The 19,578-nt window shown below is 60.8% G+C and carries 16 protein-coding genes; 11 read left to right on the forward strand and 5 right to left on the reverse strand.

Features of this window, described 5'->3' with window-relative positions:
- Positions 1 to 62: 62 nt before the first annotated feature.
- On the forward strand, positions 63 to 1,004 hold the full coding sequence (locus ND528_RS00610; protein WP_263469338.1) for an aromatic alcohol reductase: 942 nt from the start codon (positions 63 to 65) through the stop codon (positions 1,002 to 1,004).
- Between the two features lie 35 nt (positions 1,005 to 1,039).
- On the opposite strand, the gene ND528_RS00615 is transcribed toward ND528_RS00610, so the two are convergent.
- Positions 1,040 to 2,584: a GMC family oxidoreductase gene (locus tag ND528_RS00615; protein ID WP_263469339.1), complete on the reverse strand. Its 1,545-nt coding sequence runs from the start codon at positions 2,582 to 2,584 to the stop codon at positions 1,040 to 1,042.
- 26 nt (positions 2,585 to 2,610) lie between these two features.
- A complete protein-coding gene (locus ND528_RS00620; protein WP_130911015.1) occupies positions 2,611 to 3,384 on the reverse strand; it encodes an alpha/beta fold hydrolase in 774 nt (257 codons plus the stop codon).
- A gap of 88 nt (positions 3,385 to 3,472) precedes the next feature.
- On the opposite strand from ND528_RS00620, the gene ND528_RS00625 reads away from it, so the two are divergent.
- Positions 3,473 to 4,912, forward strand: a complete 1,440-nt coding sequence (locus tag ND528_RS00625; RefSeq protein ID WP_263469340.1) for an HD domain-containing phosphohydrolase — start codon at positions 3,473 to 3,475, stop codon at positions 4,910 to 4,912.
- A 10-nt stretch (positions 4,913 to 4,922) separates the two neighbouring features.
- Here the strand turns inward: ND528_RS00625 and ND528_RS00630 are convergent, their stop codons facing one another.
- A complete protein-coding gene (locus tag ND528_RS00630) occupies positions 4,923 to 5,831 on the reverse strand; it encodes a LysR family transcriptional regulator (RefSeq protein WP_110599163.1) in 909 nt (302 codons plus the stop codon).
- A gap of 209 nt (positions 5,832 to 6,040) precedes the next feature.
- On the opposite strand from ND528_RS00630, the gene ND528_RS00635 reads away from it, so the two are divergent.
- Positions 6,041 to 6,817 carry an SDR family oxidoreductase gene (locus tag ND528_RS00635; RefSeq protein ID WP_263469341.1) on the forward strand — a complete coding sequence of 259 codons (777 nt, stop codon included), beginning with the start codon at positions 6,041 to 6,043 and terminating at the stop codon, positions 6,815 to 6,817.
- Positions 6,818 to 6,865: 48 nt separating this feature from the next.
- On the opposite strand, the gene ND528_RS00640 is transcribed toward ND528_RS00635, so the two are convergent.
- Positions 6,866 to 7,759, reverse strand: coding sequence for a LysR family transcriptional regulator (locus ND528_RS00640; protein WP_263469342.1), 894 nt, complete (start codon positions 7,757 to 7,759; stop codon positions 6,866 to 6,868).
- Positions 7,760 to 7,854: 95 nt separating this feature from the next.
- Here ND528_RS00640 and ND528_RS00645 point away from each other — a divergent pair, with 95 nt between their 5' ends.
- A complete protein-coding gene (locus ND528_RS00645) occupies positions 7,855 to 9,021 on the forward strand; it encodes an MFS transporter (RefSeq protein ID WP_263469343.1) in 1,167 nt (388 codons plus the stop codon).
- Positions 9,022 to 9,033: 12 nt separating this feature from the next.
- Here ND528_RS00645 and ND528_RS00650 read toward each other — a convergent pair whose 3' ends face one another.
- A complete protein-coding gene (locus ND528_RS00650; RefSeq protein ID WP_016774329.1) occupies positions 9,034 to 10,209 on the reverse strand; it encodes a XylR family transcriptional regulator in 1,176 nt (391 codons plus the stop codon).
- A 289-nt stretch (positions 10,210 to 10,498) separates the two neighbouring features.
- Here ND528_RS00650 and xylA point away from each other — a divergent pair, with 289 nt between their 5' ends.
- The 7 genes from xylA to ND528_RS00685 all read left to right on the forward strand — a co-directional run bounded on the left by xylA (position 10,499) and on the right by ND528_RS00685 (position 19,506).
- Positions 10,499 to 11,815, forward strand: a complete 1,317-nt coding sequence (gene xylA / locus ND528_RS00655; RefSeq protein WP_263469344.1) for a xylose isomerase — start codon at positions 10,499 to 10,501, stop codon at positions 11,813 to 11,815.
- Between the two features lie 147 nt (positions 11,816 to 11,962).
- A complete protein-coding gene (gene xylF, locus ND528_RS00660) occupies positions 11,963 to 12,964 on the forward strand; it encodes a D-xylose ABC transporter substrate-binding protein (RefSeq protein WP_016774327.1) in 1,002 nt (333 codons plus the stop codon).
- Between the two features lie 157 nt (positions 12,965 to 13,121).
- Positions 13,122 to 14,678 carry a D-xylose ABC transporter ATP-binding protein gene (xylG, locus tag ND528_RS00665; protein ID WP_263469345.1) on the forward strand — a complete coding sequence of 519 codons (1,557 nt, stop codon included), beginning with the start codon at positions 13,122 to 13,124 and terminating at the stop codon, positions 14,676 to 14,678.
- Positions 14,679 to 15,815 (forward strand): sugar ABC transporter permease, encoded by a 1,137-nt coding sequence (locus ND528_RS00670; protein WP_024012594.1) that lies wholly within the window; start codon positions 14,679 to 14,681, stop codon positions 15,813 to 15,815. It begins immediately after the preceding gene.
- Positions 15,816 to 16,339: 524 nt separating this feature from the next.
- Complete coding sequence (locus tag ND528_RS00675; RefSeq protein ID WP_122746501.1) at positions 16,340 to 17,014, forward strand: cysteine hydrolase family protein; 675 nt, start codon at positions 16,340 to 16,342, stop codon at positions 17,012 to 17,014.
- A 13-nt stretch (positions 17,015 to 17,027) separates the two neighbouring features.
- Complete coding sequence (locus ND528_RS00680; RefSeq protein ID WP_263469346.1) at positions 17,028 to 18,389, forward strand: purine-cytosine permease family protein; 1,362 nt, start codon at positions 17,028 to 17,030, stop codon at positions 18,387 to 18,389.
- A gap of 190 nt (positions 18,390 to 18,579) precedes the next feature.
- Positions 18,580 to 19,506, forward strand: coding sequence for a DMT family transporter (locus tag ND528_RS00685; RefSeq protein WP_178083674.1), 927 nt, complete (start codon positions 18,580 to 18,582; stop codon positions 19,504 to 19,506).
- Positions 19,507 to 19,578: the final 72 nt, after the last annotated feature.

The raw sequence follows: 19,578 nt of genomic DNA on the forward strand, positions 1-19,578 counted from the left end.
TCTGAGTGCTGCCCGATCGTGCCAGCATTTGCCGATCTTACATGCAGATCTCAGGAGACATCATGACCGAATCGAACCACCCTTCCCCGCAATCCATTCTCGTCCTGGGCGCAGGTGAGCTCGGCCTGCCGGTTTTGCGCAACCTTGCGGGAGTGGCAAAGCGCTCGCCCGGCAGCACGATCAGCGTCCTGCTCAGGGCCTCGACGATTGACAGTCAGGTGCCGGCAAAGAAAGCCGAAATCGATGAACTGCGCAGTCTCGGCGTGCAGATGGTAGCGGCAGATCTGGTCAACGATTCGATCGACCAACTGGCCGAAGTCTTCGCACCTTTCGATACCGTCATTGGCTGCGCCGGCATGGTCGCTGGTCGCGAGACGCCGATGAAGCTAGCGACCGCCGCGCTCAAGTCCGGCATCAAGCGCTACTTCCCGTGGCAGTTTGGCGTGGACTTCGAAGTGATCGGCCGGGGCAGTCCGCAGGATCTGTTCGATGCTCAGCTCGACGTGCGCGAACTGCTGCGCGCGCAGGACAAAACCGAATGGGTGATCATCTCGACCGGCATGTTTACCAGTTTCCTCTTCGAGCCGGTGTTTGAAGTCGTTGATTTCGACAACGACACCGTTAACGCCCTGGGCAGCCTGGACACCAGCGTGACGCTGACGACCCCGGACGACATCGGCAAGCTGACCGCACAAATCGTTTTCTTCGAACCGCGTTTTCGCAACGAGATCGTGTATCTGTCGGGCGACACGCTGACCTATGAACAGGTCGCGGGCCTTCTCGAACGCGTGCTCGGACGGCCCTTCAAGCGTAACGTCTGGACAGTGCCGCACCTGATGCAGGAACTGGAAAAAGACCCCACTCACCACATCAAAAAATACCGCGCGGTGTTTGCCCAAGGTCGAGGTGTGGCGTGGCCGAAAGCGGGCACGTTCAATGAGCAGCGGGCGATTCAGGTCACGACGGCTGAGCAGTGGGCGAGGGAAAATCTTGCGAACGAGTGAAAGCAGATTTTGCGCAGCGGGGCGTTGTGGGCGCTTTATACTCCCGCAAGCACCAGCTCCGCCGCCCGCTCACCAATAACGACACACGGCGCCATCGTGTTGCCAACGGTGATGCGCGGCATGATCGAGGCATCTGCAACGCGCAGCCCGTCGATCCCGTACACGCGCAATTGGTGGTCAACCACCGACAGCGCATCGCGACCCATTTTTGCCGTACACGACAGATGCCAGTAGGTCATGGCCGAGTTGCGGATGAACTGTTCCATAGCGCGGCGTTCTCTCGGCCCGGGCACCACTTCGCGCTTGATCAGCCCATCGAAGGCCTGGCTGTTGCCGAGCGCCCGGCACAGTTCGATCGACGCATGGGCTGCGGCCATGTCCTCGGGCTCGCTCAGGGAGTTCGGCTCAATGATCGGTGCATCCAGCGGCCCTGCACCCGACAGTCGCAGGCATCCGCGACTGGCCGGTCTGGCCAGCCCGGCGAACATCGTCCAACCATGCTCCGGCGGTTGTATGGCGACCTCTGGCGGAGACGGTACCGCAAATGCCAGCTGACACTGCAACAGATCCGGGGCTTCCAGGCGACTGTCGCTTTTCCAGTACAAGGTGGTTTCGCATCCGCTGCCAGCGACCGCTTGGGGTTGTTGGTATTCCCACGTGCAGCCGAAAGCCAGATGATCCTGCAAATTCTCGCCGACACCGGGTAAATGAACGACCGGTGCGATGCTGTGTTTTCGCAGTTCATCCGCCGGGCCGATGCCCGACTGCATGAGCACTTTCGGTGATTGCACCGCGCCCATGGACAGGATGACTTCAGCTGCGGCATGAAAGCGCCGCCGCTCGCCGGCGATCAACACTTCGACACCGACGGCCCGGGTGCCGACCAGCAACACGCGGGTCACCAACGCCCCGGTCAGCACCGTCAGGTTCGGAAAGTGCAGGCGTGGCCGGATGTAGGCGTCGTAAACCGACTCGCGCTTGCCCTGTTTGATGCGCAAGTCGGTGACAGCGATCCCTCCTGCGCCTTCCATCATCTCGCCATTGGGACTGTCGAATCGGGGGATGCCCAGATCGCTGGCCGCCTCCAGCGTTGCCCACGCAAGGGGTTGAGGCGTGGCCGGCTGTTCGACATGTACCGGCCCACCTGAACCACGCCGGGTGGCGTCCGGGCTGCCTTGCCAGTTTTCGATCCTGCGGTAGTAATCGAGGACCGATGCGTAGCCCCAGGCCGGGTCGCCAGACTCGGCAGCAAAATGCTCCCAATCGCAGCGATGGCCGCGCGACCAGACCATCACGTTGATGCTCGAACCTCCACCGAGCCCCTTGCCCATGCTCAGCGGGAGCCGTCGACCGTTGAGGCGTGGATCGGATTGCCCCTCGAATGCCCAGTCGCGCGTGGAGCCGAGGTTCAGCGGCCATTGCGCCGGTTCGGTCACCTCGGGGCCTGAGTAACCTTCGCCGGCTTCAATCAGCAGAACCCGTGCGCCTGACTCATCGGCAAGCCGCGCAGCGACCACGCAGCCCGACGTGCCGGCACCACAGACAATGAAGTCATAGTCGTGATCGCTTCGAGGGTTCATACGCCCGCTCCCCTTCGATGCCGCGATCACTGCTTAGCAACGCTGTGCACGGCTTTGAGAATCACTGCGGCGACCTCGGCCGGCTGCGATTGCTGCGGGACATGGCTGGCGTGCACTTCTGCAAGGGTCGCACCAATACGCTTGGCGGCAGAACGCTGGACATCGGGATGAATCATCCGGTCTTCGGTAGCGAGCAGGTACCAGGACGGCTTGGTTTTCCAGGACGAAACGGTGGTTTTATCTTCGAAAGCCGAGGCCTTGATCGGCCCTTGCGTGGCGGTCATGACGGCAGTTTGCGCGGCCGGCAGATCCTGAGCGAAGTCCTTGGCCATGCCTTCGGGGGTCAGATAGAGGAAGCCGTTAGCGTCGGCCTTGATCTGACTGATGCCCGGCGGCGTCGGCGCGCCTTTACCCTGCTCGCCACTGGTTTGCCCGGCGTCTGGCGCGAAGGCGGCGACATACACCAGCGCGCTGACTTTCTGGTCGCTGCCAGCCTCGGTGATCACCGTGCCACCCCAGGAGTGACCGACCAGCACCACCTTGCCCTGCTGGTTGTTCAGCGCGCGGCGCGTGGCGGCAACGTCGTCGGCCAGAGAGGTGAGCGGGTTTTGCACAACGGTAACGGCCACGCCTTTGGCTTGCAGCAGTGGCACCACCTTGGCCCAGTCGGAACCGTCGGCGAAGGCGCCGTGTACGATCACCACCGAAGGCGTTGTATCCTGCGCGTGGCTGGCGCCGGCCATGAAGGTACTGGCCAGGGCAAAGGCGACGGTGGCGAATTTCGATTTGATTGTTTTCATTGGATGAGCTCCTGTTCGGGAGTTCAGAGTGTGCTGGCCGGCCTGCGATGTGGGCATCGGTCAATTATCCGACCCCGAGGCATTTTTCATGGATAGTGGCTTGCAACTGGACATCTCACTGGACGGCGCACTGGCAACCATCGCCCAGGTCGGTGACCTCAGCATGGGGCAACCGCTCGGTCACTCCCGGCGCGTTGCCGCTTTGGCGCGGATGCTCGCGCAGGCATGCCATGGCGACGGTGAGCATCTGCAGGTTGCAGAGCAGATTGCCTTGCTGCGCTGGTCTGGGTGCACGGCCAACGCCGAAGGCTTTGCCGACCTGCTGGGCGACGACGTCGATGGTCGCCGCGCGATGCTCGATCTGACCCTGGGCAATGAACAGATGAACGCGGTGCATCAGGCAACCCCGCTGGCCGTGGTGCACTGTGAAGTGTCCGGTGCAATCGCCAAAACCCTCCAGCTCGGAACCGCCGTTGAAGCGGGCCTGTGTCGGGTGTTCGAAACCTACGACGGCACTGGCCGACCACTGGGCGTAAGCCATGAGCACATCCCGGAAGTCGCCTATCAGGTGGTCATGGCCGGTGATCTGGACATTCTCACCCGCGCCCATGGCCTGGACGCGGCGCTGCGCTGGATCAGCGAGCAGTCGGATCGGCGCTATCCCGCATCGCTGGTGTCGTTGCTGGTGGCCAATGCCAAGGAATGGCTGGCGGATCTGGAAACGCTTTCCTCTAAAGTTGAACCCGCGCCCGAGCAGCGTCATGTCTCACTGACTTTGGTCGGAGACATCATTGACTTGAAGCTGCCATGGCTGGCCGGGCATTCGCGTCAGGTCGCCCATGTTGCCGTGGAAGCTGCGCGCCTGTGGGGCCTGGGTGAGCCGACGCTGACAGACATTGGCAAGTCCGCGCTGATTTACGGTCTCGGCCGCGCAGCCGTTTCCAATCACCTATGGAATAGCCCAGGGCCGCTGCCCTACGGTGCGGCAGAGCGAGTGCGCCTGGTGCCTTACTGGACGCAACAGGCGCTCCGACCGGTTCCTGAACTGACCGCGCCCGCCGAGATAGCCACCCACGCGTATGAACGGCTCGATGGCAGCGGCTATTTTCGCGGGGTGGCGGGTGATGCACTGAATGCCGAATATCGGCTGTTCGCCACCTCGGTCGCCTGGGTGGCGTTGAGGCAAGCCCGGCCATGGCGATCAGCCCACGACGAAACCGCAGCAGCCACGCTACTCAAAAAGGATGCTGGCCGTGGTCTGTTCGATAACGATGTCTGCGAAGCGGTCATTGCTGCCGCCAGTGGCGAGCGCCGCCTGCGGCAACCCAAGCCTTCGCTGCTGACAGCCCGTGAGTGCCGCATTCTCCTGGAAATCAGCCGTGGCGCGAGCAACAAGCAAGTCGCGCAACTGTTGGCTATCAGTCCGAGCACGGTGCGCACGCACATGGAAAGCATCTTTCGCAAACTGCAATGTTCGACCCGGGCAGCCGCCACCCTGAAGGGGCTGACACTGGGCTTGATCGCCTGAGTCCACCCGGTCACGCCTGATCAGCCTGCCTGGCGCGAGCCAGTTCGATGAATGCCCTGGCGGCCGCAGAGGGATTGCGGCGGTTCGGGTAGTACAGGCACAACCTGTCTCGGGGCGGCGTCCAGTCCTCGAGTACCTGCACGAACTCGCCGGTGCGGATTTCGTCACGAACGTCCTGCTCCATGAAAAAGCCCAGCCCCATGCCCGCCTGCACCGCGACCTTGACCACGCTCGATTCATCCAGGGTCAGCGGACCGTTCACATCCAGACGGGTGACTTCTCCGTCCCGCTCGAAATACCAGGGGAAAATCGCCCCGTTCGGCAGTCGCACGCGGATGCATCGATGCCCGGGCAGATCGGACGGCGTGCGCGGTTTGCCGTGTTGTGCAAAATACCCCGGCGAACCGACCACCGCGTAACGTTGCGGCGGGCCGACTGGCACCACAATCACATCGTTGGGCACAAGGCCTGCCGAGCGCACGCCGAAATCGAAGCCGTCAGCCACGATATCCACCAGCCGGCCTTCGGTTACAAGGTCAATATGGACTTTCGGATGCTGCTGCAAAAACTCGATCACCAGTGGCAGCAACGCCGAACGCGCAGCGCTGGCGAAGGCGTTGATGCGCAACGTACCCGAGGGCCCGGCGTTTTGCGAGCGCACTGCATCGAGTGCCGCACGCAAATCCTGCAAGGCTGGCCCCACCTGTTCGAGAAACACTCTCCCCGCTTCGGTGATGGCGACGCTGCGGGTGGTGCGGTTGAACAGTCGCGATTCGAGGCGCGCTTCCAGTTGCGCAATGGTGTTGCTCAGCGCAGTGGTGGAGACGTCGAGATCAATGGCGGCCTGGCGAAACGACCCCCTTCGAGCGACGGCTATGACGGCGTCCAGTTCATTGAGGGCCAAGCGATCCTGAACCAATGGATTGTCCTGTTTTTCGGGATAGGTCATTAAGGCTTGTCCCAGTTGAACAAACTATCTGCAGCGCAGCAAGATGACTCCAGTTAATCAATCAGGAGTCAGCCAATGAACCTTCAACTTCCCGCCGTCGTGCAGACGTATGTCACAGTCATCGACGAGAAAGAAAACTACGACGCGACCCATCAATTCCGAGCGCTGGAGATTTCGCCATGCTGAATTCAGGATTGACTGGCAAGCGGGTCCTCGTCACCGGCGGCACCAAGGGAATCGGCAAAGCAGTGGTCGAGTGGTTCCTGGCCGAGGACGCAAAGGTCATCACTTCGGCTCGGCAAGTGGACGTCGAAATGCCGGGCGCACTGCTGGTTGCGGCTGATCTTTCGACACGGGAAGGTTGTGACGCACTCATCGCAGCGGTCCAACAGCAACTGGGCGGCGTCGACATAGTGGTTCATGTCCTGGGTGGCTCGTCGGCCCCCGGTGGTGGTTTTGCAGCGCTGGACGAGGAGCAGTGGCAACGCGAGCTCAATCTGAATTTGCTGCCAGCGGTGCGCCTCGATCGCGCCCTGCTCCCGGGCATGTTCGAGCGTCGGGATGGCGTGGTGATCCATGTCACCTCCATCCAGAGTCGACTGCCACTGCCGGAATCGACGACAGCGTACGCGGCGGCCAAGGCTGCGCTGTCGACCTACAGCAAGAGCCTGTCGAAAGAGGTGTCGCCCAAAGGGGTCCGTGTGGTTCGGGTTTCCCCGGGCTGGGTCGAAACCGAAGCATCGGTGGCATTGGCCGAGCGACTCGCGCAGGAGGCAGGCACTGACTATCAGGGTGGCAAGGACATCATCATGCAAGCCTTGGGCGGTATTCCGCTCGGCCGCCCATCGACGCCAGCTGAAGTGGCTGAGCTGATCGGGTTTGTGGCGTCGCCGCGAGCGGCTTCGATCACAGGAAGTGAATTTGTGATCGACGGCGGGACCATCCCGACGGTTTAGCCGCCAGCCTGCGGGTCAAGGATGACTCGCTGAATCCGACCGGCACGCTTACATCCGATGCTGCTCCAACAAAAAATCCACAAACAACCGCACCCGCACCGGCATCGCCGCGCCGCCCACAAACACCGCATGAATCGGCTCCTCATCGCCAGGGTTGAACGTTTGCAGCAGCGGGATCAGCGTGCCGCGCTGCAAGTCTTCCCTGACGGTGAACTCGCCAATGCGCGCAATGCCTGCACCGAGCCTGGCGAACTGGGCCAGTGCTTCGCCGCTGCTGCATTCGATGTTGCCGCTGACTTTCAGCGAGAACTCCTTGCCGTCGCGGATAAACGGCCAGTTGGCTTCGGCGCGGCGGAAGTTGAAGCGCAGGCAGTTGTGCTTGAGCAGGTCTTCCGGTTCGAGAGGTGTGCCGTGGCGTTTCAGGTAGTCGGACGATGCGACCACGACTTGGCCGGTGTGGCCGAGCCGGCGTGCGGTCAACGGGCTGTCGGGCAGATGGCCGAAGCGGATGGCGACGTCCGCCTGACCGGCAAGGATGTCGACTACTTCGTCGCCAAGGCTGAGGTCGACGACGATGTTCGGGTAACGGACGGTGAAGGCTGCGACCAGCGGCACAATGGTCAGCCGTCCATGGCCAAGGGCGGCACTGACACGCAAGCGGCCCTTGGGTACGCCTTGATCGGTGATGGCCCCTTCCACTTCGTCCATGTCGGCGAGAATTCGCCGGGCACCGCGCAGGAAGGCTTCGCCCTCGGCGGTAAAAGTGAGTGCGCGGGTGGTGCGCAGCAGCAAGCGGGTGCCGAGGCGCTGCTCAGCGCGGGCGATGATCCGACTGACCGCCGAAGGCGTCAGCCCCAGCGCACGCGCAGCCGCTGAGAGGCTGCCCTCCTGCGCCACGGTGACGAACACGCTCATTTCCCCTGATCTGCCGTTGAAGTCCATTCGTGCCTCTTACGCAAAGGTGATTGCCAAAATCGCCATCTACCGCCTGAAAACGATGGATCGTAGCATTGGCGGCATAGATGAGGAGACTTTCCATGCGTATCAATCCACCACTTGTTGCACTCGCTGTCGGCGCCTTTGGCATCGGCGTCACCGAGTTCGCGCCGATGGGCATGTTGCCCGGCATCGCCGCCGATCTCGGCGTTTCCATTCCCGCTGCGGGGTTGCTGGTCAGTGCCTACGCCTTGGGCGTGCTGCTCGGCGCGCCGCTGATGACCCTGACCACCGGCAAGATCCCGCGGCGCTATCTGCTGATCGGGCTGATGGCGATTTTCACCTTGGGTAACCTGATGTCAGCGCTGGCCACCGATTACTCCAGCCTGATGGTCGCCCGAGTGATCACCTCGCTCAATCACGGCGCATTCTTTGGGGTGGGCTCCGTGGTCGCCGCCAGCGTGGTCGCGCCGGAAAAACGTGCCGGCGCCGTGGCGGCAATGTTCATGGGCCTGACGTTGGCGACCATTGGCGGTGTGCCGCTGGCGGCGTGGTTTGGTGAGCTGTTCGGCTGGCGCACGGCGTTCTGGGGCATTACCGGCCTCGGCGTGCTGACGATGATCGCCTTGTGGTTCGCCCTGCCCAATCTGAAAGCAGAGCAAGGCGCGGGTGCGCTGGCGGAAATACGTGTATTGGGCCGAGGTCCGGTATTGGCCGCGCTGGCCCTGACCGTGGTCGGCTCGAGTGCGATGTTCACCGTTTTCACTTACATCGCGCCGATCCTCAGCAGCGAGACCCACGCCTCCACCGCGTTCATAACCGCCATGCTGGTGTTGTTCGGGATCGGGTTGACGCTGGGCAATATGTGGGGCGGCAAGGCTGCCGACCGTTCTATCGACCGCACCCTGATCGTGTCGCTGAGCGCATTGATTGTGGTGTTGCTCGCATTCACGGTGCTGATGCGCTGGCCGCTGCCGGCCGCCGTGGCCATTCTGATCTGGGGTATCGCCAGCTTCGCTTTGGTGCCGCCGCTGCAGATGCGCGTGATGGAAGCGGCCAAGGACGCGCCGAATCTGGCTTCGGCGGTGAACATCGGTGCGTTCAATTTCGGCAACGCGATCGGGGCGGCGCTCGGTGGCGCGGTGATCAATGCCGGGCTGGGTTATCCGGCGATATCCCTGGCCGGCGCGGCGATGGCTGGTCTGGGCCTGCTGATGGTGCTGACGTTCGCCTGGCGCTCCAGAGCCAGTGCCGCTGCGCTGGCGTAAGTCTTCGCAGCGCTACGCCCCGCCCTGCTGATATTCGCGGGGCGTGCAGCCGAACTCGCGACGAAACACCGTGTGCAGATATTGCGCAGACTTGAAGCCGCAGGCCTGGGCAATGTCGGCAATCGCCGCATCGGTGTTCTTCAAACCGCTGGTAGCCGCCGCCAGTTTGAAACGCAGAATCTCGTCATGCACGCTGCAACCGCGCTCAGCGCGGAAATGCGCTTCCAGCGATGAACGCGACACGCCGACATAGGCCGCCACCTGCGCGGTCTTGATGCCTTGGCAGGCATATTGGCGGATGAACAGCAGCGCTTGCATGACGTAGGGATTGCCCAGCGGTTGATGCAGGCTCGACACCTGCACGTTGACCGCGTCCGGCGGAATCAGGATTTGCGTACCGGTGGACGGCATGCCGTGGAGCATCTGGTGCAGCAATTGCGCGGCGGTGCGGCCCATGGTTTCGGTGCCCTGAATCACTGAACTCAGCGGTACGCGCGTCAGGCTGCGGGTCAGCGGGTCGTTGTCGATGCCGATCAGCGCGACCTGCTCCGGCACGGCGATGCCGGCGGTCAGGCAGGCTTGCAGCAACTGCCGGGCGCGCGCGTCGCTGACGGCGATGATGCCGATCGGTTTTGGCAGGCTGTGCAGCCAGGCGATCAGTTGCTCGACGGCGCTGTCCCACAGCGGCGCGCTGGTGCCCATGCCGCGATAGATCTCAGCGTGCAGGCCGTCGCGCTGCATCAGTTTGCGAAAGGCTTTTTCCCGCTCCTGCGCCCAGCGATTGGCCTGCGCCTCCGGCAGGCTGAAACAGGCAAAGCGCTGCAACCCCGCCTCGACCAGATGCGAATAAGCCAGCGTGATCAATGCGTTGTTGTCAGTGGCAACGTAGGGAATCGCTTTCGGATAAGCGCGTGCATCCTCGTAGGAACCGCCCACCGCTACTACCGGCAAATGAATGTCGGCCAGCGCCTCGCCAATCAGCGGATCATCGAAGTCGGCAATGATCCCGTCACCCTGCCAGCGCTCGATGCCTTTCAAGCGGCAGAGAAAGTCCTCTTCCAGAAACAGGTCCCAGGAAGCGCGGGTGCTGCTCAGGTAGTTGCCAATGCCGCTGATGATTCCACGGTCGTAGATCTTGCTGCCGTTGAACAACAGGGCGATGCGGTGCACGGGCGGTAGGCTCTTCATTCAGTATCCGGATTTTGCGTCAAGCCATTCGCGAGCAGGCTCGCTCCCACAGGGTTTTGTGAACGACACAAGTTCAATGTGGGAGCGAGCCTGCTCGCGAAAGCGGCCTCAAATTGTTTTTGTACTGTTCCAGGCCGCCATGTCGCGGCGACGATGGACACAGACTAGGCCTGCGAGCGCTGAAGCTCAATACGCAAAATCGCACTCGCAGTTGAGGCTTTTCATAATCAGCGGGCACGGGGCCGTTGCTAGTATCGAGACACCGCCAAGAACAACAAGGACAAGGTCCATGCAGTATTTCCCCAATATCGAGCCGGTTCGCTACGAAGGCCCGAACAGTGATTCGCCCCTCGCATTCCGTCACTACGACGCCGACAAACTGATCCTCGGCAAACCCATGCGCGAACACCTGCGCATGGCCGCCTGCTACTGGCACACCTTCGTCTGGCCGGGCTCCGATGTGTTCGGTGCCGGCACCTTCAAACGCCCGTGGCAACGCAGTGGCGAACCGATGGAACTGGCTATCGGCAAGGCTCAAGCCGCATTCGAGTTCTTCAGCAAACTGGGCATCGATTACTACTGCTTTCACGACACGGACGTCGCCCCCGAAGGCAACTCGCTGAAGGAGTACCGCGAACACTTCGCGCAAATGATCGACCGCCTCGAACAGCATCAGGAACAAAGCGGCATCAAGCTGCTCTGGGGCACCGCCAACTGCTTCAGCAATCCTCGTTTTGCCGCCGGTGCAGCGAGCAATCCCGATCCGGAAGTGTTCGCCTGCGCCGCCGCGCAAGTGTTCAGCGCAATGAACGCGACTCATCGCCTCAAGGGTTCCAACTACGTTCTGTGGGGCGGTCGTGAAGGCTACGAAACCCTGCTCAATACCGACCTGAAACGCGAGCGCGAACAACTCGGGCGCTTCATGCGCATGGTGGTCGAGCACAAGCACAAGATCGGTTTCACCGGCGACCTGCTGATCGAACCCAAGCCGCAGGAGCCGACCAAGCACCAATACGATTACGACAGCGCCACGGTATTCGGCTTCCTCCAGCAGTACGGTCTGGAGAAAGAAATCAAGGTCAACATCGAAGCCAACCACGCGACCCTGGCCGGCCACAGCTTTCATCACGAAATTGCCACGGCTGCCTCGCTGGGTATTTTCGGCAGCATCGACGCCAACCGTGGCGATCCGCAGAACGGCTGGGACACCGACCAATTCCCCAACAGCGTCGAAGAAATGACCCTGGCGACCTATGAAATCCTCAAGGCCGGCGGTTTCAAGAATGGCGGTTTCAACTTCGACTCCAAGGTGCGCCGGCAGAGCCTCGACGAGATCGACCTTTTCCACGGCCACGTCGGCGCCATGGACGTTCTTGCCTTGTCGTTGGAACGCGCCGCCGCGATGGTTGAGAACGATCAACTGCAAGTGCTCAAGGATCAACGCTACGCCGGCTGGCGTCAGCCGTTCGGGCAAGCGGTGATGGCGGGCGACTTCAATCTCGAGTCACTGGCCGAGCACGCGTTCAGCAACGAGCTGAACCCGCAAGCCGTCAGCGGCCGCCAGGAAATGCTCGAAAACATCGTCAACCGTTACCTGTATCGCTGATCGCCGAGACCCTCTGTCGACGCAACGACGCTGTGACAATTGCACGACAATTCTGTGCCTGCTGCGTCGGCAGATTCTCTACAGTTCTACCAGCCCGATTCATCGTCAGGCCGTGTCTTTCCAACAAAAATAAAAGGACGCACCACCATGAAGAACTTGAAACGTACGCTGTTGGCCAGTGCCCTGGCGTTGTTGGCTCTGCCGGTAATGGCCGACGCCACCCACCCGAAAATCGGTTTCTCCATTGACGATCTGCGTCTGGAACGCTGGTCGCGCGACCGCGATTACTTCGTCGCGGCGGCAGAAAAAATGGACGCCAAAGTCTTCGTGCAATCGGCGGACGCCAACGAGCAGAAGCAGATATCGCAGATCGAAAACCTCATCTCTCGCGGCGTCGATGTAATCGTCATCGTGCCGTTCAACGCAACAGTGCTGACCAACGCCGTCGCCGAGGCGAAGAAAGCCGGGATTAAAGTGGTGTCTTACGACCGGCTGATTCTCAACGCCGATGTCGACGCCTACATTTCCTTCGATAACGAAAAAGTCGGCGAAATGCAGGCCGGCGGCGTGCTGAAAGCAGCGCCCAAGGGCAATTACTTTCTGTTAGGTGGCGCGCCGACCGACAACAACGCCAAGATCCTCCGTGAAGGCCAGATGAAAGTGCTGCAACCGGCCATCGACAAGGGCGATATCAAGATCGTTGGCCAGCAGTGGGTCAAGGAATGGAACCCGACCGAAGCGCTGAGCATCGTCGAAAACGCGCTGACCCGTAACAACAACAAAATCGACGGCATCGTCGCCTCCAACGACGCCACCGCTGGCGGCGCCATCCAGGCACTGGCCGCGCAGCAACTGGCCGGCAAGGTGCCGATTTCCGGTCAGGACGCCGACCTCGCAGCGGTCAAACGCGTGATCGCAGGCACGCAAACCATGACCGTTTACAAACCGCTGAAACTCATCGCCTCGGAAGCGGCCAAGCTCTCGGTGCAACTGGCGCGCAACGAAAAACCGGCCTACACCTCGCAGTACGACAACGGCAGCAAAAAGGTCGACACCATCCTGCTCACGCCAACGCCGTTGACCAAGGACAACATCGACTTGCTCGAACAGGACGGCTTCTACACCAAGGCGCAGATTGCCGGGCAGTGATCCGGTCGTAAATCTTGATCAGACCTGTGGGAGCGAGCCTGCTCGCGAAAGCGGAGTGTCAGTCAGTAAAGCTCTGTCTGAAAAGGCCCCTTCGCGAGCAGGCTCGCTCCCACACAGGTTCAGTGGTGTTTGAGTCCCTGGTATACGAGCCTTTTCCATGTCCGACTATCTGCTGCAAATGAACGGCATCGTCAAAACCTTCGGCGGTGTCAAAGCGCTCAACGGCATCGACATCAAGGTCAGGCCCGGTGAATGCGTGGGCCTGTGCGGCGAGAATGGCGCCGGCAAGTCGACGCTGATGAAGATCCTTTCGGCGGTCTATCCCCATGGCACCTGGGACGGTGAAATCCTCTGGGACGGGCAACCGCTCAGAGCGCAATCGATCAGCGAAACCGAGGCCGCCGGCATCGTCATCATCCATCAGGAACTGACCCTGGTTCCGGATCTGTCGGTGGCGGAAAACATCTTCATGGGCCATGAGCTGACGCTGCCGGGCGGGCGCATGAACTACCCGGCGATGATCCATCGCGCCGAAGCGTTGATGCGTGAATTGAAAGTGCCGGATATGAACGTGTCGCTGCCGGTTTCGCAGTACGGCGGCGGTTATCAGCAACTGGTGGAAATCGCCAAGGCCCTGAACAAACAGGCGCGTCTGCTGATCCTCGACGAACCCTCCTCGGCCCTGAGCCGCTCGGAAATCGAAGTGCTGCTGGACATCATCCGCGACCTCAAAGCCAAGGGCGTCGCCTGCGTCTACATCTCGCACAAACTCGATGAAGTCGCCGCCGTATGCGACACCATTTCGGTGATCCGCGACGGCAAACACATCGCCACCACCGCCATGGCCGACATGGACATTCCGCAGATCATCACGCAGATGGTCGGCCGCGAAATGAGCAATCTCTACCCCAGCGAGCCGCATGAAATTGGCGAGGTGATTTTCGAGGCGCGCCACATCACTTGCTACGACGTCGACAACCCCAAGCGCAAACGGGTCGACGACATTTCCTTCAGCCTCAAACGCGGCGAGATTCTTGGCATTGCCGGGCTGGTCGGGGCCGGCCGCACCGAGCTGGTCACCGCACTGTTCGGCGCTTACCCCGGCCGCCATGAAGGCGAAGTCTGGCTGGACGGCCAGCCGATCGACACGCGCACGCCGCTGAAAGCGATCCGCGCCGGCCTGTGCCTGGTGCCTGAAGATCGCAAGCGCCAAGGCATCATTCCGGATCTCGGTGTCGGTCAGAACATCACCCTCGCCGTGCTGGAAAATTATTCGAACATGACCCGCATCGATGCCGAAGCCGAACTGGGCTGCATCGACCGGGAAATCTCCCGTCTGCATCTGAAGACCGCAAGTCCATCCCTGCCGATCACCAGCCTGTCGGGCGGTAACCAGCAGAAAGCTGTGCTGGCGAAAATGCTCCTGGCCAAACCGCGCGTATTGATTCTCGACGAGCCGACCCGAGGCGTGGACGTCGGCGCCAAGTACGAGATCTACAAGTTGATGGGCGCGCTCGCCGCCGAGGGCGTGTCGATCATCATGGTGTCGTCGGAGCTGGCCGAAGTGCTCGGCGTCTCCGACCGAGTGCTGGTGATCGGCGAGGGCCAGTTGCGCGGCGACTTCGTCAACCATGAGCTGACCCAGGAACAGGTACTCGCCGCCGCCCTCAGCCAGCCGGGCAGCCATAACAATAATGATCGGAAAACCGCGTAAATGAATCAGGTCAAACAACTGTTCACCCGCTACAAAATGCTCGCGCTGGTATTCGCCGTGGTGCTGATCTGGCTGTTCTTCAGCTGGCAGACCGAAGGCGGTTTCCTCACCCCGCGCAACCTTTCCAACCTGCTGCGGCAGATGTCGATCACCGGCATCCTCGCCTGCGGCATGGTGCTGGTGATCATCAGCGGCGAGATCGATTTGTCGGTGGGCTCATTGCTCGGCCTGCTGGGTGGCCTCGCGGCGATACTCGACGTGGTCTATCACATTCCGTTGCTGGCGAATCTGAGTCTGGTCGCCCTGTGCGGCCTGATGATCGGCCTCGCCAACGGCTACATGGCGGCGTACTTGCGCATACCGTCATTTATCGTCGGGCTCGGTGGCATGTTGGCGTTTCGCGGGATTTTGCTGGGGATCACCGGCGGCACCACCATCGCCCCGGTATCGCCGGAGCTGGTCTATGTCGGCCAAGGTTATCTGCCCCACGCGATCGGCACTGGCCTGGGTGTGCTGCTGTTTGCGCTGACAGTGTTCCTGACCTGGAAACAACGACGCAATCGCGCCCTGCATGGCCTGGCGGCGCATTCACTGGTGCGTGATGTTGTGCGCGTGCTGGTGATCGGCGCGGTGCTGGCCGGTTTTGTTCAGACCCTCAATAGCTATGACGGCATTCCCGTGCCGGTGCTGCTGTTGCTGATTCTGCTCGGGGTGTTCAGTTACGTCACCAGCCAGACCGTGTTCGGCCGCCGGGTCTATTCGGTCGGCAGCAACATGGAAGCGACGCGCCTGTCCGGCATCAATGTGCAAGCGGTCAAGCTGTGGATCTTCGGCATCATGGGCGTGATGTGCGCCCTCGCCGGCGTGGTCAACACCGCACGCCTCGCCGCCGGCTCACCGTCCGCCGGCAGCATGGGCGAGCTCGACGCAATCGCCGCCTGCTTCATCGGCGGCACCTCCATGCGCGGCGGCTCCGGCACCGTCTACGGCGCCCTCCTCGGCGCGCTGGTGATCACCAGTCTGGACAACGGCATGTCCATGCTCGACGTGGATAGTTACTGGCAGATGATCGTCAAGGGCAGCATTCTGGTGTTGGCGGTCTGGGTGGATGTGAGTACGCGTACGGCGCGGCGTTGATCGCCGCGAGCCTGGAGGGATCTGCTTCAAAAGGGAGCAAGAACGCAAGCCGCTGCTACGCTACGTAACACAATATTATGGAATACCAGATACCACAAAACATTGCTTTGAACGCTTGGTCCGCTCTGGCTCAATGGCTTCGAAGGCCTTGCACAGCTTGGCCCGTATCTTGCTCCTCCAGTGCATATCGCGCTCAAGGTCTATGGCCATGCCTGCATCCTCCGCAAATTTCGGCGACGCTCACACCCGCTCTTCAAGCGCGGTGTGTGCGTTGCCGTGCGCAGCCATGGCGCGTTATCTCCGTCGATTCCGCCCTTCGTCCTCCATCGTGCTGCCGCAGCTGCCATCCTGCGTGAGCGCGAAGCAAAACGGTTTCTGGCAGATAGTCAGGTAACACCTCCCCACGAGAGTCTCTCTCGCACTCTCGCAGTTTCCGCCTTGGCGGATCGCTGCGCACCGTCATTACCGAGTTTCCAGGTGAGTCCCTCCGGCTCGCCCGGCGCTCTGCATCCGGAACAAACCTGATGAACCAAGACACCGCCTTGCTTGTGATCGATATGCAAAAGGAAGATGGCTTCCCGCTCGAACGCTTCGATCAAGTGGTCGATAACGCCGCGTCCCTGATCGATCGCGCTCGCCAGTTGCACATCCCGATTTTCTATACCCGCCATGTCAACGACGCTCCGGGCCGCGATCTGGCGCTGGGCGAACCGGTAGACGACCAAGGCAGGCCAACGACTTACCGCGCCGGCACATCAGCGATCGAGATCATTGACGCCCTGGCGCCTCGAGACGCTGACGTCGTCATCGATAAACGCCGCTACAGCGCCTTCCACGGCACCCGTTTGGCTCAGATGCTCAACCGCCGAGGCATCAAGCACCTGGTGGTCATCGGCGTGCTGACGGATGTGTGTGTCATGAGCAGTCTGTTCGACGCCTATCAGCACGACTTCCAGATCAGCCTTGTCGCTGACGCCTGTAGTGCGACTACAGAGGGAGCGCATTACTCGGCACTGTTCATCCTTTCCAACTGGCTGTACGGGCTGGAGCTCTTTACCACCGAGCAGTTGTCGAGACGCTGGAACAACGAGCCGGCAACATCGCTTCGAACCGCAGAACCCGATCACCTCGCCTTCCAGCCAGATGAATTCCCACAAGTCGTAGCGCGCTTTCAACGCCGCCTCGTCGACGCCTGCTGAACGGAGAACAGACATGAAAGTTGAAAAACGCAGCATCGACTTTATCCCTGAGAGCGAGCGTCACGGTCGGCCCCGTTCCCTGTTCTTCGTCTGGTTTGGTGCCAACGCCAACATCACCACGGTAGCGGCTGGAGTGTTGCCCATCAGCCTGGGACTCAATCTTTTCTGGAGTGCGCTATCGATCCTTATCGGTTCGCTGATTGGTGCAATCTTCATGGCTTCGCACTCCGCGCAGGGGCCGAGACTGGGTATTCCGCAGATGATCCAGAGCCGGGCACAATTCGGGGTTTTCGGCGCTATCGTCCCGCTGCTGTTCGTCATGCTTATCTACTTGGGCTTTTTCGTCAGCAACACGCTGTTGGCTGCTCAGGCGGTGAGCGACCTGAGCCCGTTGAGCACCGCTGGCAACATCGCTCTGCTGGGCGCGGCATGCTTCCTGGTCGCGCTGTTCGGCTACCAACTGATTCATCGCGTGCAGAAGCTGCTTTCGCTGATTTCGATTGCCGTTTTCGGCATCGCCACCCTGCTCGCCCTCGCGCTGCCGATAGAGGCCGGCCAATGGACCGCGCAGGGTTTCAATCTGGTCAGCTTCCTCGCCTCCGTCAGCATCGCGGTCACTTGGCAATTGTCCTACGCACCTTACGTGGCGGATTACTCTCGCTATTTGCCGAGCGACACTTCCACTCGCCAAGTGTTCTGGTACAGCTATGCCGGTACCGTGATCGGCGGAAGCTGGATGATGTTGTTAGGCGCCGTACTGGCCAAGGGCATGGTGGGGTTCTCCGATAATGTCGGGCTGCATCTGATAGGCCTGCTCGGAGGAGGCACGCTGCTGATGGTGGCATTCGTGCTCTACGGCCAGATCGCCATCAACGTGTTCAACCTGTATGGCGCTTTCATGTCGACGGTCACGATGATCGAGCCTTTCTCTGCACTCAAAATCACCCCGTCTGTACGTGCGGGATTCCTGCTGATCATCTGCACGACCGCTACCGGTTTATGCACTCTGGCGCAGGACGACTTTCTGCAGTTCTTCCTGAATTTCATCTTTTTCATGAGCTACTTTCTGATCCCCTGGACGGCGATCAATCTTGTCGATTACTACGCGCTGCGCAAAGGCGTTTACCGGATTGCCGACATCTTCGATCCGGCAGGCATCTACGGTCGGGTGAACTGGACAGCAATCGCAGTATTCCTTTGCACCATTGCTCTGGAGATTCCGTTCATGAATACCTCCATGTACGTCGGGCCTGTTGCCACCAGCCTGCAAGGCGTAGACCTGGCGTGGGCCGTTGGCTTGCTGTTCCCTGCGTACGCTTATTACGCCCTCATGCGCCGGCGCGGTTTGCCGTTGACCAAAGCAACGGGAGTCTGAATGAGCAGAGCAGATCTGCTTTCCAAAACCCGGAGACAGGGGCTGAGGTCTGTCAGCGCAGACGTCAGCCCCTCTTCGGACCAGCCCGTCAGGGCATGCGCATCTCATACGCAGTGCCGGACCTTAACCATCTGTAATGCACGAACGTCTGCTAGGATCGCAACTCACTGACGGAACAGGAGCACGGTGCGTGAGCAAGCACAATGCGAGCAGCGACAGCGTTTCCAAGGGCATAGTGCTGATCAGCGCTGCTGTCTTTCTGCTCTCGCTGGCCGATGCAGCGGTCAAATACTTCAGCGCACGCCTACCGCTCTGGCAGCTGTTCCTCCTGGTGTCTTGTCTGTCGGTTCCCGCCCTTGGAGTCTGGCTCGGCAGGCACATCAGATCGGGCCGCCAGGGGATTGCTTCGGTGTACTGGGTGACCGTCCGGAGCATCCTGCTTTTGTTGATGTGGGTAACGTATTACGCGGCATTACCGCTGATTCCATTATCAGTGGCTGCCGTGGCGATCTACACGACGCCCCTGTTCATTGCGCTTTTTTCCACCCTTTATGGAGGTGAGCCGTTATCACTGCGTGGCTGGGTGGCGATAGCAACAGGCTTTGCGGGTGTCGCAACGGTGTTACGTCCAGGCTCGGACATCTTCGTTCTCGCAACGCTGCTGCCCGTCATCGCTGCTGTGTTCTACGCGCTTGCGATGGTAGTGACGCGCCGACATTGTCGCAGTGAACATCCACTGGTATTGGCTCTTGGTTTGAATACAGCTTTCCTCGTCGCCGCCAGCATCGGCGCAATCGCTACGCTGATGGTCAGTGACACGGCTGCCACAACTGGCGGTTTTCTACTCTCCCCATGGCAAACGCTTGATTGGCAAGTGACACTGTTCATCTTCTGTTATGCCTGCGCTCTGATCTTCATCAACACCGCTACCGCCAAGGCTTATCAAATCGCGCCCGCGGCACTGATCGGCACGTTTGATTACGCCTACCTGGTTTTTGCCTGTCTTTGGGGTTACGTGGTGTTCCACGAGGTCCCGGATATTTTTACATGGGCAGGAATGGCGTTGATTTTGATTGCCGGCTTGCTGGTAATCCGCGCCCAGAAAGACGGCCAGTAACTTCTCCTGTGACAGTTGACAGTCGGGCCTTCTGACAGTGTTTTGCCTTTTCTGGTCAATTCCCCGGCAAAT

Origin of the sequence: Pseudomonas mercuritolerans (assembly GCF_025706525.1) — a bacterium.
GTDB lineage: Bacteria > Pseudomonadota > Gammaproteobacteria > Pseudomonadales > Pseudomonadaceae > Aquipseudomonas > Aquipseudomonas mercuritolerans.

Bases quoted from the DNA above. Each gene is read 5' to 3' on its own strand.
- xylF (WP_016774327.1), top strand. From the start codon at position 11,963: ATGAAGAACTTGAAACGTACGCTGTTGGCCAGTGCCCTGGCGTTGTTG.
- ND528_RS00675 (WP_122746501.1), top strand. From the start codon at position 16,340: ATGAACCAAGACACCGCCTTGCTTGTGATCGATATGCAAAAGGAAGAT.
- ND528_RS00610 (WP_263469338.1), top strand. From the start codon at position 63: ATGACCGAATCGAACCACCCTTCCCCGCAATCCATTCTCGTCCTGGGC.
- ND528_RS00670 (WP_024012594.1), top strand. From the start codon at position 14,679: ATGAATCAGGTCAAACAACTGTTCACCCGCTACAAAATGCTCGCGCTG.
- xylG (WP_263469345.1), top strand. From the start codon at position 13,122: ATGTCCGACTATCTGCTGCAAATGAACGGCATCGTCAAAACCTTCGGC.
- ND528_RS00620 (WP_130911015.1), bottom strand. From the start codon at position 3,384: ATGAAAACAATCAAATCGAAATTCGCCACCGTCGCCTTTGCCCTGGCC.
- ND528_RS00645 (WP_263469343.1), top strand. From the start codon at position 7,855: ATGCGTATCAATCCACCACTTGTTGCACTCGCTGTCGGCGCCTTTGGC.
- ND528_RS00680 (WP_263469346.1), top strand. From the start codon at position 17,028: ATGAAAGTTGAAAAACGCAGCATCGACTTTATCCCTGAGAGCGAGCGT.
- ND528_RS00625 (WP_263469340.1), top strand. From the start codon at position 3,473: ATGGATAGTGGCTTGCAACTGGACATCTCACTGGACGGCGCACTGGCA.
- ND528_RS00640 (WP_263469342.1), bottom strand. From the start codon at position 7,759: ATGGACTTCAACGGCAGATCAGGGGAAATGAGCGTGTTCGTCACCGTG.
- xylA (WP_263469344.1), top strand. From the start codon at position 10,499: ATGCAGTATTTCCCCAATATCGAGCCGGTTCGCTACGAAGGCCCGAAC.
- ND528_RS00615 (WP_263469339.1), bottom strand. From the start codon at position 2,584: ATGAACCCTCGAAGCGATCACGACTATGACTTCATTGTCTGTGGTGCC.
- ND528_RS00635 (WP_263469341.1), top strand. From the start codon at position 6,041: ATGCTGAATTCAGGATTGACTGGCAAGCGGGTCCTCGTCACCGGCGGC.
- ND528_RS00650 (WP_016774329.1), bottom strand. From the start codon at position 10,209: ATGAAGAGCCTACCGCCCGTGCACCGCATCGCCCTGTTGTTCAACGGC.